Here is a 13,027-nt window from a genome sequence, read left to right as displayed (position 1 = left end):
GCCCTCTAGGCCGTGGGCCGGTCGCCGCCGCTCGGGGCGTGGCTGAGGTCGACGACGCAGAAGATGTTGCCGTCCGGGTCCGCCAGGACGACGAAGTCGGGGTCGGGCGGGTAGAGGTCCCACTCCACGGCCCGCGCGCCGAGACCGATCAGCCGCCGCACCTCCTCCCGCTGCTCCTCGGCCGAGTCCGTGAACAGGTCGAGGTGGAGACGGGGGCGCGGCTCGGGCGGTGAGTCGCTGCGCAGCAGTCCGAGGGCACGCCCGGAGCCGTCCGCGTACACGAGCGTGCGCCACGTCTCGCTGCTCCACTCCTCCGCGGCGACCAGGGGCAGAGCCGCCGTCCAGAAGGCCACCGCGCGGGGGACGTCCGTGACACCGATGACGGGGATTCCGAGTCTCAGCATGATCCCGACCCTACGTACTGCGCGAGCCCGTTGCCCAGCGACCAGTCCGCGGAGGTGTTCTCGGTCAGGGTGACGAAGACGTTGGGGCTGTCCCCGCGTACTCCTCGGCGAGTTGAGCGATCCGGCGGTACAGCGCCTGCTTCCGTCCGGTCGTCCGCCCCGCGCGCAACGTGATCGCCACGAAGACGATGTCCTCGTCCCGGTGCACGCCGAGGCAGTCGCCGTGGCGCAGGGTGCTCCGGGCGGCGTCGTGGGCGGTCAGGACCTGGAAACGGTCGTCGGGCGGGATGCCGAGGGTCTCGACGAGGGCGTCGTGGACGGCCCGCCCGAGCGCGTCGAGCCGCTCATGGAAACCGCCCGCCACCTTGATCAGCCCCGCGCGCACGCCCGACGTCCCGGTGCCCCGCGTCAGTTCGGCGGCGAAGACGTCGGCGGCCCGGCCCCTCGGCCCGGCGAGGACCCCTCGTCGTAGCGGCGTTCCTGTGGAGCCCCGTCGCGGCGACCACATGCACACCGGTCTCCCGGGACAGGCCGGCAGACCGGCGGCCCGCCGACGCAGACCGTACGGCGTCCACCGCACCACCGCGCCGCCGCCCCACTCCCGCCACGAGGCCGGCTCCGCACGCGCGGCAGCCGTGTCGTGCAACTCCTCGCCGGGCAGCCGGGGGCCGGCGAAGAACAGGTGGTCGTGAGCGTCGCACACCCCCAGCTCCCCGGCGGGCACGTCCCCGAGGGCCGTCCGGACGGCGCTCACCACTGGCGCCCCCGGGACAGCAGGCCCCGCCCCGGCTGCGAGAGGTGCAGCACCCGGAAGGCCTCGCCCTCCACCCCGTCCGGGACATCGTGCGCGTGCAGCGAGAAGTGCACCAGCTCCCAGCGGCCGGTGTCCACGACCGCCGCCGCCAGCAGCGCCCCGTCCACGGCCGCCAGCCGCCCGGTCTCCCGCACCGCCCGCGCCGCGACCTCCGTCAGCGGCACCCCTTCCGGCACCGGCTGCCGCCGCCGGACCGCGACCCGCGCCGGGGAGCCGGTGGCGCCGCCCTCCTCGTACGCCAGACCGGTCCACTGCCGGACCGCGGGCCGCCCGAAGTCGTCGGTGGGCCGCTGGAAGGCACCGTCCCAGAGGAAGGAGTTCATGCCCTCCACGGTGCGCCACAGGTAGAAGGGGGCGTACTGGTTGACGGGCGAGCCGTCCTTCCCGCGTGCGCGGATCAGATACGCCTTGAGTCCGAGGCCGGGCCAGTCGTCCAGCAGGTGCCCGGTGCGGGCCACCCGCTCCCGGACGATGTCCATGTCGTAGTCGGCGGGCAGGGTGAAGGTGTACTGCATGGCGTGCACGGGCCGGTACTCCTCAGGTGTTCCGGGACGGGCTCAGGGCCTCGCGCCGCCGTACGGCGTCCGGCGGCGCGAGCAGGGAGAGCAGGCCGCGGACACCCGCGTCGAAGGCGGCCGGGGAGCCCGACGCGCGGGCCAGGACGTAGCCGCCCTGGACGGTCGCGACGACCGCTGCAGCGATCTCCTCGGCGTCCAGGGAGGGCGCGAACTCGCCCTGCTCCCTGCCTTCCTCGACCAGCTGGGCGATCTGCTCGCGCAGCCAGTCGAGGGTCTCGTCCACGGGCGCGCGCAGGGCGTCGTCGGCGATCACGTCCGGGTCCATCGTCAGACGCCCCACCGGGCACCCGCGCAACACGTCGCGCTCACGCCGCAGATACGCCTCGACACGCTCGTACGGCGTCCCCGGACCGGTCAGCACGGCCTCGGCGGTGGCCCGCATCTCCTGGGCCGTCCGCCGGATCGCGGCGAGCGCGAGGTCGGGCTTGCCGCTGAAGTGGTGGTACATGCTGCCCTGCCCGGCCTCCGCGCGCTCGAGGATCGCCTTGGGGCTGGTGCCCACGTACCCGCGCTCCCACAGCAGCTCGCGGGTGGACTCGATCAGTCGCTCCGAGGTGCTCATGCGAGGACTGTACATACTAGTAGTTACAGAAGTCGAGTGCTCAGCGCAGGGATGGCTCGAAGGGACGACCGGAAGACAGCCGAAGGGCAGCCGGAGGGCGCGCAAGGGGCGGGAGGCGCAGGCGCCGACGGCCGGAGTACTCCCCGCGGGGTACCCACACGGCCGCCGGCCGTACGACGACCGGCGCCCCCTTCCGGGGCGAGGCTCGCAAGAGGCACAAGGAACATCGCGACCGAGGAGTGGGACGACATGGAGACCCTGGCACAGTTCGGCGACGGCGGGCCCGGCCCGTGGATCCTGCTCTTCCCGGTGATCTGGGCACTGGTCATCGGCGGCGGCATCACCCTGCTGCGCCGCACGGTGCGGCGCGGGCGCCGCGGCCCCGGGCGGCCGACCGCGATCGAAGGGGACTCGCCCCTCACGGTGCTCGGCCACCGCTTCGCCTCCGGGGAGATCGACGAGGACGAGTACTGGCGCCGGCTGACCGTGCTGGACGAGCAGTTCGGCCGCACCGGCAGGGGTGGCCCGGCATGACCGCGACGGCCGCCGCCCGAGCCGCCGGCGGGCCCGGGACACCTTGACGGCCGCGGAGCCGGTCCCCCGCGCCGGCTGCCCGGCGCCCGGAGCCGACGCACCGTCAACGGCCGCCGGTCGCACCGGTGGACGCCAGTTCCGGCCCGTGCGGTCCCGTGCTCCGCGCGTCGGCCCGGACGGTGGTACCGCACGGCCCGCGGCAGCGGAGGGTCACCGCCCGGTCAGCCGGCAACGGCCGACCGGGCGGGAGCGGGTTGGGCACTCCCGAGGTCGACCGCGTGCTCGACCTCCGCGAACGCGGCGACCGGCACCTCCTCGACCAGCCGGCGCGGCGGGTGTGCCGAGGCGGGCTGCGGTGCGGTGACGGCCGTCGGGAGCGTGAACCAGACGACCTTGGCCGCCTCGCCCTCGGGCCGGGCGCCCCAGCTCTCGCTCATCGCGGCCACCATGGCCAGCCCCCGTCCGCACGTCGCGAGGGGCTCGGCGTCGTCCACGACGGGCAGCCGGGGATCGTGGTCGCGCACCGAGACCGTGAGCCGGTCCAGGAGCAGCTCCATCTCCACGGTGCACGTCTTGTCCGGCCGGGCATGCAGGTGGACATTGGTCAGCAACTCCGTCACGCCGAGCACCGCCCGGTCGATCAGGAGATCCATATGCCAGTAGCGCAATTGCGCAGATACGATTCTGCGGACCTGGCCGATCCGCGACGGCAGGGCTTGGAGCTCCACCGTGCAGTGTCTGCTTGGGTGAGTGATCACGGCTGCGACTCCCCGACATAGAGGTCCGGAAGAACACGGAGTTCGGATCCAGCGGGGCGCACGTGGCACACGCCGCCCGCTGTCGTGGCCGGCGGGCTGGTTCGCAGCGTTATCGCCGGTAAACCCAGAGTGACGTGTGACCAGCGTGACGCAAGGGGTGAGGCACCGCAACTTACGGACATCTCTCAGACGCGGCGTCCGGCCGCCCTGCGTACCGCCTCGATGAAGCGGCCGGCCGCGGGCGGGCCCGGCTCCCCCGGTGCGGGGTCCCGCTCCCCGAGGGTCAGCAGATACCGCTTGCCGTTGAGGTCGGCCAAAGCCCGGTCCTGCGGGGCGAACCACGGGCGGGAGGCGCGCACCGCCTGCACCGGCGCGCTGTCGATCTCACTGCCGTAGCTGGTGAGCAACTCGACCCTGCCGCCGCTGATCCGGACCGTCCCGGCCCGGGTGAGTGAACGCAGCCGCTTGCCGATCCGCACCCCCGTGGCCCTGAACTCCGGCTCCGCCATGCCGTCGCCCCCTCGTGCCCGTCGGTTGCCGGACCGTGCACCGACCGCGATGCTCCGGGTACCGGCTCGTGTCGTGCTCCAGTGTGCGCCCGCGGCGGGAACCCGGTCCCGCCGCTGGCAGTCTGCCCGCACCGCGCCCCGAGCACCAGTACGCGCCACCGCTTTCCGGGGGCGACCGGAGCACTCGCCCGAATGCGCCCCCACCGTGCCGGCCCCTGCGCCCCAGGGGTGCCTTTGGGGCCCTCAAAGGTGTGTTTATGCAGGTGAGAAGCGTGTGGATGGTGTTTATGATCGGGGTGTCGGCCGCGCTGTACGCCGTCGGCGCGCAGCGTAAGGAGCCCCCGCAGTGAGCACTGACCGGCAGACCGGCACCGGCGCCACCCTCGACGTCGACCACAGCGACACGGCCTACCGCGCCTGGCTGAAAGAGGCCGTCCGCAAGGTCCAGGCCGATGCCAACCGCTCGGCCGACACCCACCTGCTCCTCTTCCCGCTCCCGGAACAGTGGGGCATCGACCTCTACCTGAAGGACGAGTCGACCCACCCCACCGGCAGCCTCAAACACCGCCTCGCCCGCTCCCTGTTCCTCTACGGCCTGTGCAACGGCTGGATCCGGCCGGACCGTCCGGTGATCGAGGCGTCCAGCGGTTCCACGGCCGTCTCCGAGGCGTACTTCGCGAAGCTGATCGGCGTGCCCTTCATCGCCGTCATGCCCCGCACGACCAGCACCGAGAAGATCCGCCTGATCGAGTTCCACGGCGGACGGTGCCACTTCGTGGACGACTCCCGGCGGATGTACGAGGAGTCCGCCCGCCTCGCGGCGGAGACCGGCGGCCACTACATGGACCAGTTCACCTACGCCGAACGCGCCACCGACTGGCGCGGCAACAACAACATCGCCGAGTCGATCTTCCGTCAACTGCGGCTGGAACGGTATCCCGAGCCCTCCTGGATCGTCGCCACGGCCGGCACCGGAGGCACCTCGGCGACCCTCGCCCGCTACGTGCACTACATGCAGTACGACACCCGCGTCTGCGTCGCCGACCCGGACAACTCCTGCTTCTTCGAGGGCTGGACCACCGGCGACCCCGACGTGGCCTGCGACCGCGGCTCCCGGATCGAGGGCATCGGCCGGCCCCGGATGGAGCCGAGCTTCGTCCCCGGTGCGATCGACCGCATGATGAAGGTGCCGGACGCGGCGAGCGTCGCCGCCGTACGGTCCCTGGAACGGGCCATCGGCCGCAAGGCGGGCGGTTCCACGGGCACCGGGCTGTGGAGCGCGCTGAAGATCGTCGCCGAGATGGTGGCCGAGGGCCGCCGGGGCAGCGTCGTGACGCTCCTGTGCGACCCGGGGGACCGGTACCTGGACAAGTACTACTCGGACGCCTGGCTCGCCGAACAGGGCCTCGACATCGAGCCGTACACGACGGCCATCGAGTCCCTGCTGCACACGGGCGCCCGGCTCGAATGAGCGGCGGGCTACGGGCGCGTCAGCCGCCGGTCCAGCGATGTGACCGCGCCCCGGAAGGCCCGCCCCATCCCCGCACGCGCCCGGTCGAGCACGAAACGGAACGCCGCCGTACCGTCCGCCGCGAACGTCCACTGCACCCGCGTGCCGGTCCCGGCGGGCGCCAGCCGCCACTCCTCGAGCATGGCCCGGGCGCCCGGCGCGTTGGTGACGTCGATGCGGTAGGCGTACCGCTCGGGCCGCTCGGCGGCCAGCACCGTCTCCACGAAGCGCGTACCGCCCCGGAGCCGGATCTCGCGCCCCGCGCCCTCCCCGATGGGCCGGGCGAACGTCACCGCGGAGAACCAGGCGGTCCAGCCGGGCACGTCCTCGGCCAGGGCGCGGTAGACGGCCTCCGGAGCCGCGGAGACCTCCCGTGCGAAGACCAGGCGTACCGGCGCCGTCTCGACGAAGTCGAGACCCACCGGACGCAGACGGCGAGCCATGGACACCACCCCCTTGTGCGAAGCCGCGCGTGCGGACGATCGGCCGGGTGGCGCCACGATAGCCGGGGGCGTGCCGGGTGTCAGCGGGGCCGGGGGCGCACCCCCGCGCACGCGGGGGTCAGTCGACCGCCGCGTCCGGCTCGCCCGCCACCACCAGACCGAGGTGCTCGGCGACCTCCGCACGGGCCGGTGCGGACAGGCCGGAGTCGGTCACCAACGTGTCCACCTGCTCCAGCGCGGCGAACGAACTCAGTCCCACGACGCCCCACTTGGTGTGGTCCGCGACCACCACGACACGCCGCGCCGACTGCACCAGCCGCCGGTTGGTCTCGGCCTCCGCGAGGTTCGGCGTCGACAGACCGGCCTCCGCCGATATCCCGTGCACCCCGAGGAACAGCACGTCGAAGTGCAGGGTCGCGATCGCCTGGTCGGCGACCGGGCCCACCAGCGAGTCGGAGGGGGTGCGCACACCGCCGGTGAGCACCACCGTCGCCACCCCCTGACGCGCCCCGGAGGTCCGCTGCGCCACGTGGAACACGTCGGCCACCCGCACCGAGTTGGTGACCACCGTCAGGTCCGGCACATCCACCAGCCGGTGCGCCAGCGCGTACGTCGTCGTACCGCCCGACAGGGCGATCGCGGCGCCCGGCGCGACCAGCTCGGCGGCGGCCCGCGCGATGTCCTCCTTGGCGGTCGGCTCCAGACCCGACTTGGCCTCGAACCCGGGCTCGTGGGTGCTCGCCTCGGCCACCGGAACCGCTCCGCCGTGCACCTTCTCCAGCACACCCTGCCGGGACAGCGCGTCCAGGTCGCGGCGGACCGTCATGTCCGACACACCGAGCTTGCGGGTCAGCTCGTTGACCCGGACGCCGCCCCGGCGGCGCACCTCGTCGAGGATCAGAGCGCGCCGCTGCTCCGCGAGGAGGTTCGGATTCTCACTCACGTACGCCTCGGTCCTTTCGCCGCAAACCGTCCGACACGCCGACGCACTCGCTCTGATGAGGACTTCTCCCCGCACCCGTGCGCGGACGCCCATCCTCGCACGCCGGCACCGGGGCCGCGCCACCGCCCGCCCCGGCCCCCGGGTCACACGGATCGGGGAGATTCCGTGCCGAGGGGTGTAGCACACACGCGCAGTGGAGATCCTTGTGCCCGCACGGACAGAGCCGACGGCACGTCACGGGGGAGTGCGGACAGTGGAGCAGACGCAGGGAAAGGCCCGGGCGGGCGGGCACGACACCCACGGACCGCGCGGCGGAACCGACGGGACGGACGCGAGAAGCGGCACCGCCCTGGAACTCCTGGTGCACGGAGTGGGCGGCACGACACCCGCCGAGATGCTGGACGACCCGCGGACCGTGCGGATCACCGGCGACCACGTCGCGGCCGTCTTCCGGCGAGCCGAGGACGCCGACGCCGAGTCCAGGCCCGAGGACTACCGGGGCCGGCCGGTGCCCGAGGCCTACGTCTGGTGCAACCTCACCTCCGGCAACGGCACCCGCGCCCTGTGGCTGCTGCTCCTGCCCTTCATGGTGGTCAACCTCGCCCACTGGATGCGGCCCGCCGCGCACGGCCGGATCCGCACGGTCCGCCTCTACGGGCTGCTGCTGCGGCTCACCGGCCTCACCCTGACGGTGCTCCTGGTCGCCGCCGCCTGCGAGGTCGCGCTCGACCTGGTGGCCTGGCAGTGCGCGGGCACGCGCGCGTGCGCGGAACGGCACTCCTGGCTGGGCTTCCTGTCGCCCGTGGTGTCGGAGGGCGGCTGGTGGAGCCCACCCGGCCGCAGGCTCGCCCTCGCGGCCGCGGTGCCCGCCGCGCTCACCGGCCTGCTCTGGTACCTGTCGCTGCGCACCTGGCGGGCCTACGAGTCCCAGCAGCCGATGGAGCGGGAGGCCGACGCCGAGGCAGGCCCGGGCCGCGCCGCGCTCGGCCGGCCCGGGTTCTGGTACGGGCGCCGCCTGGTGGCCCGGCTGCGCGCCGCCCACACCGCCGCAGGACTGCTGACCGTCGCCGCGGGCATCGGCGTGCCCGCGGCCCGGTTCGACCGGCGGCCGGGCGGACCCGCGCTGCTCGACACGCTGGGCTGGGCACTGCAGGGGGCGCTGGTCGCGGCGGCGGTCGGCGTGGTCGCGGTGGTGTGCCGCCGGGGCCGCAGCGAGAACCGCATCGACCGACACCTCGACGAGCACCTCGTACGACGCCTGCCGCTCGCCGCGCTCCTCCTCTTCGTCCTCGCCCTGCTGTACGGCGGCTGGGCCCGCCCGCAGTGGACGTCGACCGGCCGGCTGTCCGGGGACGCGGCCTTCGGCGGCATCGCCCTCGTGCAGGGACTGCTCGTCGTCGCCCTCGCCGTGGTCGCCCACCTGCTCCACCGCAGCCGGCCCGACACCCGCACCGCGATCCGGGGCCTCGGCGGCCCCGCCGTCGCCATGCTGGCCTGCGCGCTGGGCGGCGTGATGTCCGGCGGCGTCGCCCAGCGCGTCTCAGACTGGATGGACGGCACCGGCACCTTCCTCGACGGCCCGCCCGTCCTGCTGACCTGGCAGGCGTCCGTCATCCCGCCGCTGCTCGTCGTCGTCCTGCTGATGTGCGCCGTACTCGCCCGGCACACCCTGCGCCTGGCCCGGCTCGAACGGGACGCGGTGGAGCGCGACCACCCGGGGGAGACCGGGGACCGGGGACGCACCCGGCGCATCGCCCTCACCCGCGCCCTGGCCACCCTCACCGACCGGGCGCCCGTCCTCGTCGCCCTCACCTCCGCCGCCACCCTGCTGCTGGGTGCCGGAGCCCTGGTGGGCGCTCTGGCGACCGACCAGGTGCCCGGCGAGGCCGCGCGCGGCACGTACGCCGTCGTCCAAGGAGCCGCGCAGACCGCGCAGGCGCTGGGCTCCTGGCTGATCGGCCTCGGCTTCATACTGTTCGTCACCTGGGGCAGGCGTGCCTACAAGGACCCCTCCGCGCGGCGCACCATCGGCATCCTGTGGGACGTCGGGACCTTCTGGCCGCGCGCCGCCCACCCCTTCGCACCGCCCTGCTACGCCGAGCGCGCGGTGCCCGACCTCACCTGGCGGATGGCGACCTGGACCCGTGCCACCGGCGGGCGGCTGGTCATCTCCGGGCACTCGCAGGGCAGCGTCCTCGCCGCGGCCGCGTCCTGGCAACTGGAGCCGTCCGCCCGCAGACGGGTCGCCCTGCTCACCTACGGCTCCCCCCTGGAGCGGCTGTACGGCCGCTGGTTCCCCGCCCACTTCGGGCCCGCCGCGCTCGCCTCACTGCACGAGGAGGTCGACTGCTGGCGCAACCTGTACCGGCGCACCGACCCCATCGGCGGCCCGATGCGGCTGCCGGGCGACGCGGGGCCCGCGGTGGACCGGGCACCCCTCAAGGACCCGCTGACCTACGGCCGCACCGAACTCCACCCGCTGCCCGCACCGATCCTCGGACACTCCGACTACCAGGCCGACCCGGCCTTCGCCGAGGAACGCCGGCACCTGCTGGCCCGGCTCCGCCCCGAGGTGCCGGCGCCCCGCCACACCGACGGCGCCGCCGCACCCGTCCCCGCGGCCGACGACACGGTCGGGGACTGCTAGGGCCCGCCCCTGCCCGCGACGCACCGGTCCGCTACGGCAGCGCGGGCAGGTCGTCCGGGTACAGCAGGGTCAGGTCGTCCGTGCTGGGGTCGGACAGCTGGGCGACCCGGCTCGCATGGCGCTCCACCATCGCCTCGAAGGTCTGGCGGGCGGTGCGGCCGTTGCCGAAGGCCGGGCCCTTGGGGATCGCCGTGAAGTACTTCGTCAACGCCTCGTCGGTGCCGGGCGCCAGCCGGTACTCGTGCTCGTCGGCCTGCTGCTCCACGATTCGAAGCAGCTCCCCGGCGCCGTAATCGCCGAAGGTGATGGTCCGCGAGAAGCGGGACGCCACACCCGGGTTGACGGACAGGAAGCGCTCCATCTCCGCCGTGTACCCGGCGACGATCACGACGACGGACTCCCGCTGGTCCTCCATCAGCTTGACCAGCGTGTCGATGGCCTCCTTGCCGAAGTCCCGTCCCGCGTCCTCGGGGGAGAGCGCGTAGGCCTCGTCGATGAACAGCACCCCGCCGTGCGCCCGCTGGAACGCCTCCTGGGTGCGGATCGCCGTGGAGCCGATGTGCTCGCCCACCAGGTCCACCCGGGAGACCTCGATCAGGTGGCCCTTGTCCAGCACACCGAGGGCGGCGAGGATCTCGCCGTACAGCCGGGCGACCGTGGTCTTGCCGGTGCCGGGGGAGCCGGTGAAGACCAGGTGCCGCTTGACCGACGCCGCCTTCAGGCCGGCCCGCTGCCGACGCCGGCCCACCTCGATCATGTCGGTCAGGGCCCGCACCTCGCGCTTGACGCTGTCGAGGCCGACCAGGGCGTCCAGTTCACCCAGGACGGCCTTCGAGGTCCGCGCGGGCTCCCGCGCGGCGGTGTCCGCGACCAGGGGCTCCTGCTCGGTGGTGCGCTGTCCGGGGATCGAGCCCAGCAGCCCGGGAGTCTGGGCCACCGTCTGCACGACCGGCTCCGGCGCGGTGGGCGCCGTCAGGCCGGTGCTCTCGTCGCCGGTGCAGTCCTCGACGAGCGGACCGGAGTCGTACGCCGTGTCCGGCCCGCCCTCCGCGAACTCGTAGCCGCCGCGCGAACACCGCTCCGTGCGGCACTTCTTGAGCGTCGTACGGCAGCCGTCGATCACATGGAAGCCGTAGCCCGCGCTGCCGGTCACCCGGCAGTTCAGGAAACTGCCGCGCCCCCCGGCGGACACGTAGACGCCCGCCTCGGAGGGGGAGTCGACGGTGCAGCGCTCGATGGTGGGGTCGGCGCCCTTGGTGACGATCACACCGGTGCGGTTGCCTTCCAGGGTGCAGTTGTTCAGGGTGCCGCCGCTGCCGTGGTCGCGGAACCACGCGCCGGTGGCGGCGTCCCGGATGCGGCAGTCGTCCAGTTGGGCGGTGGCGCCGTCGCTCACCGACACGGCGGTGTTGCGCACCTGGGAGAGGTCGCTGTCGACGACGTCCACGCGAGAACCGCGGTCCAGGACGAACAGCGCGTCCGGCACGTCGTGCACCCGGCAGGAGTCGAGCACCGCGGTGGCGCCGTCGCTGACCCAGACCGCCGGGTAGTCGCCCGTACTGTCGAAGATCTCGCACTGGTTGGCGTCCACCCGCGTGCCCGGGTCCCACACCGACAGGCCGTTGCGCCCGAACTGCCGCACGCTGGTGCGGGTCAGGGTGAGCACCGAACGGGAGCGCAGGTCGACCGCGTTCTCCGGGATGTCGTGGATGCGGCAGTCGGCGAGGGTGAGCACCGCGTCCGTGTCCAGGGTGACGCCGTCGCCGGTGGTGCGGTGCACGTCGCAGTCGGTCAGGTGGGCCGTGGCCCGGCCGGTCACCTGCACGCCGCTGCCCCGGACCTCGTAGACCTCGCAGCCCACGGCCTCCAGCGCCGATCCCTCGCCGGTCGCCGTCAGTCCGGAGCCCGCCGCGTGGTGCACGCGGCAGCGGTCCAGCCGGGGATGGGCGCCGGAGCGCACCGCGACGCCCGCCTGTCCGGCCGCGACGACCTCGCACTCCTCGAACACGCCGCCCCCGCCGTCCAGGACGGCGATACCGACACCGGCCGGATTGTCGACGGTGCAGCGCCGCACCGTGGGACGCGCGCCGCCGCGCACCTCTATCCCGGACGCGGAACGCGCCACCACTCTCAGGCCCAGCAGCTCCGGCGTACCGTCCTCGACGAGCACCGCGGGTGCCGCCGCGTCCTGGCCCTCGACGTGCAGGTCCTGGATCACCGCCGAGGCGCGCACGGTCAGCGGGACACCGTCGGCGGGCGCGATCCGCACCGAACCCTGGGCACCCTCGGGGCCGCGCAGCGTCACCGCCCGCTGGACGACGAGATTCTCCCGGTAGGTCCCGGGAGCGACGGTGAGGACGTCACCGTCGGCCGCGGCCTCCAGGGCGGCGGCGAGCGATGCGTACTCCCCCGTGCGGCGCCGCCACCGCGAGGTGCCGGTGTGCGTCACCTGGACCGTGCCCTGTGCCATGGCGTTGCTGTGCCCCCACCTCGTCGTACGCGGGTTGTCGCCGATTGGGTTCGGCCGGTCCACCGTAGCGTGTGCGCAGGTGGTGGGTTGACCGGAGGCGGAAGCCCGTCAACTGCCCGCGCCGGTCCTGCCCCAGTCCGGGCCCGCCCGGTCCCACTCCCGCTCCAGACGGGCGTACCGGCGGTGGACCATGCGCCACACGACGGTCCGCCGGACGGCCTCGACCAGGGCGGCGACCACCACCGCGGTTCCGATACCGGCGAGCACGGCGTGCGTGGTCGCGGTCTCGGAGTCCAGCGGGCGGGCCACCGTCCGGCCCCGCGCGTCCGTCCATATCGCGAACCGGTCGCCGCTGCCCGGATCGTCGATGCCCACCATGACCGGGCCCTCGTGCCGGGAGCCGTCCGGCGCGGTCCAGTCGGCGAGCACACGGTGGCTCGGTTCCACGCCGGTGGCGGCCTCCGGATCGACGGTCAGGGGCGAACGCTCCAGGGCACGGACCACGGTGGCCGTCACCCGGTGCCGGGTCTCGTGCTGTTCGCGCACCGACCGCTCCAGGGCGTGCTGCGCGGCGCCGCCCACGAGCACGCCGACCAGGGGTGCCAGGGAAAGGATCAAGAGGAGTGCCGTCAGGGCCACCCAGGCCTCGGCCAGATCGCTCGCGCGGCACACCGGATTGCCCCGCCAGCGCCACAGACCCCTGATCGCACGCACGGACCCACCCCCTTCCCGCTCCTCACCGCCCCCCGCCGAGCCGTCCACGCGGATCCGGGCGAACCGGACCGCGAGGGCATGCCGCGTCTGCCCGGCGGCCCTCGCGCGCCGGTTCTCACGAAGCTCTCACCAAGCCCAACG

General features: G+C 73.9%; 12 protein-coding genes and 1 pseudogene. 3 read left to right on the top strand and 10 right to left on the bottom strand.

From position 1 onward, the window contains the following. Window positions 1–5: 5 nt before the first annotated feature. The 4 genes and pseudogenes from BJ961_RS22155 to BJ961_RS22135 all read right to left on the bottom strand — a co-directional run bounded on the left by BJ961_RS22155 (window position 6) and on the right by BJ961_RS22135 (window position 2,373). Entirely contained in the window at window positions 6–404 is a 399-nt protein-coding gene (locus BJ961_RS22155) for a VOC family protein (protein WP_271414547.1), read from the bottom strand. Further along, a pseudogene (locus tag BJ961_RS22150) lies at window positions 398–789 on the bottom strand (tautomerase family protein). Before BJ961_RS22150 ends, BJ961_RS22155 begins: the two are co-directional and overlap by 7 nt. A gap of 365 nt (window positions 790–1,154) precedes the next feature. Continuing rightward, a complete protein-coding gene (locus tag BJ961_RS22140) occupies window positions 1,155–1,742 on the bottom strand; it encodes a DUF4865 family protein (RefSeq protein WP_271414546.1) in 588 nt (195 codons plus the stop codon). A 13-nt stretch (window positions 1,743–1,755) separates the two neighbouring features. Next, window positions 1,756–2,373, bottom strand: a complete 618-nt coding sequence (locus BJ961_RS22135; RefSeq protein WP_271414545.1) for a TetR/AcrR family transcriptional regulator — start codon at window positions 2,371–2,373, stop codon at window positions 1,756–1,758. Between the two features lie 234 nt (window positions 2,374–2,607). Here BJ961_RS22135 and BJ961_RS22130 point away from each other — a divergent pair, with 234 nt between their 5' ends. Next, window positions 2,608–2,892, top strand: a complete 285-nt coding sequence (locus tag BJ961_RS22130) for an SHOCT domain-containing protein (RefSeq protein WP_271414544.1) — start codon at window positions 2,608–2,610, stop codon at window positions 2,890–2,892. Window positions 2,893–3,113: 221 nt separating this feature from the next. On the opposite strand, the gene BJ961_RS22125 is transcribed toward BJ961_RS22130, so the two are convergent. Next, entirely contained in the window at window positions 3,114–3,650 is a 537-nt protein-coding gene (locus BJ961_RS22125) for an ATP-binding protein (protein ID WP_271414543.1), read from the bottom strand. A 185-nt stretch (window positions 3,651–3,835) separates the two neighbouring features. After that, window positions 3,836–4,159: a hypothetical protein gene (locus tag BJ961_RS22120; protein ID WP_271414542.1), complete on the bottom strand. Its 324-nt coding sequence runs from the start codon at window positions 4,157–4,159 to the stop codon at window positions 3,836–3,838. A 346-nt stretch (window positions 4,160–4,505) separates the two neighbouring features. Here BJ961_RS22120 and cds1 point away from each other — a divergent pair, with 346 nt between their 5' ends. Next, complete coding sequence (cds1, locus tag BJ961_RS22115; RefSeq protein WP_271414541.1) at window positions 4,506–5,630, top strand: L-cysteine desulfhydrase Cds1; 1,125 nt, start codon at window positions 4,506–4,508, stop codon at window positions 5,628–5,630. 8 nt (window positions 5,631–5,638) lie between these two features. On the opposite strand, the gene BJ961_RS22110 is transcribed toward cds1, so the two are convergent. Further along, entirely contained in the window at window positions 5,639–6,112 is a 474-nt protein-coding gene (locus tag BJ961_RS22110; RefSeq protein ID WP_271414540.1) for an SRPBCC family protein, read from the bottom strand. A gap of 118 nt (window positions 6,113–6,230) precedes the next feature. Continuing rightward, window positions 6,231–7,055, bottom strand: a complete 825-nt coding sequence (locus BJ961_RS22105; protein WP_271414539.1) for a DeoR/GlpR family DNA-binding transcription regulator — start codon at window positions 7,053–7,055, stop codon at window positions 6,231–6,233. Between the two features lie 253 nt (window positions 7,056–7,308). Here BJ961_RS22105 and BJ961_RS22100 point away from each other — a divergent pair, with 253 nt between their 5' ends. After that, window positions 7,309–9,702 (top strand): hypothetical protein, encoded by a 2,394-nt coding sequence (locus tag BJ961_RS22100; RefSeq protein ID WP_381160522.1) that lies wholly within the window; start codon window positions 7,309–7,311, stop codon window positions 9,700–9,702. 31 nt (window positions 9,703–9,733) lie between these two features. Here the strand turns inward: BJ961_RS22100 and BJ961_RS22095 are convergent, their stop codons facing one another. After that, on the bottom strand, window positions 9,734–12,172 hold the full coding sequence (locus BJ961_RS22095) for a right-handed parallel beta-helix repeat-containing protein (RefSeq protein ID WP_271414538.1): 2,439 nt from the start codon (window positions 12,170–12,172) through the stop codon (window positions 9,734–9,736). A gap of 108 nt (window positions 12,173–12,280) precedes the next feature. Then, window positions 12,281–12,886 carry an Rv1733c family protein gene (locus BJ961_RS22090; protein WP_271414537.1) on the bottom strand — a complete coding sequence of 202 codons (606 nt, stop codon included), beginning with the start codon at window positions 12,884–12,886 and terminating at the stop codon, window positions 12,281–12,283. Between the last annotated feature and the right edge of the window lie 141 nt (window positions 12,887–13,027).

It is taken from the genome of Streptomyces lienomycini (assembly GCF_027947595.1).
GTDB classification, from domain to species: domain Bacteria; phylum Actinomycetota; class Actinomycetes; order Streptomycetales; family Streptomycetaceae; genus Streptomyces; species Streptomyces lienomycini.
This window is presented reverse-complemented; position numbering and strand designations above follow the sequence as displayed.

Coding starts and splice junctions, on each gene's coding strand:
- BJ961_RS22095 (WP_271414538.1), bottom strand. CDS start 12,172: ATGGCACAGGGCACGGTCCAGGTGACGCACACCGGCACCTCGCGGTGG.
- BJ961_RS22120 (WP_271414542.1), bottom strand. CDS start 4,159: ATGGCGGAGCCGGAGTTCAGGGCCACGGGGGTGCGGATCGGCAAGCGG.
- BJ961_RS22130 (WP_271414544.1), top strand. CDS start 2,608: ATGGAGACCCTGGCACAGTTCGGCGACGGCGGGCCCGGCCCGTGGATC.
- BJ961_RS22135 (WP_271414545.1), bottom strand. CDS start 2,373: ATGTACAGTCCTCGCATGAGCACCTCGGAGCGACTGATCGAGTCCACC.
- BJ961_RS22110 (WP_271414540.1), bottom strand. CDS start 6,112: ATGGCTCGCCGTCTGCGTCCGGTGGGTCTCGACTTCGTCGAGACGGCG.
- BJ961_RS22155 (WP_271414547.1), bottom strand. CDS start 404: ATGCTGAGACTCGGAATCCCCGTCATCGGTGTCACGGACGTCCCCCGC.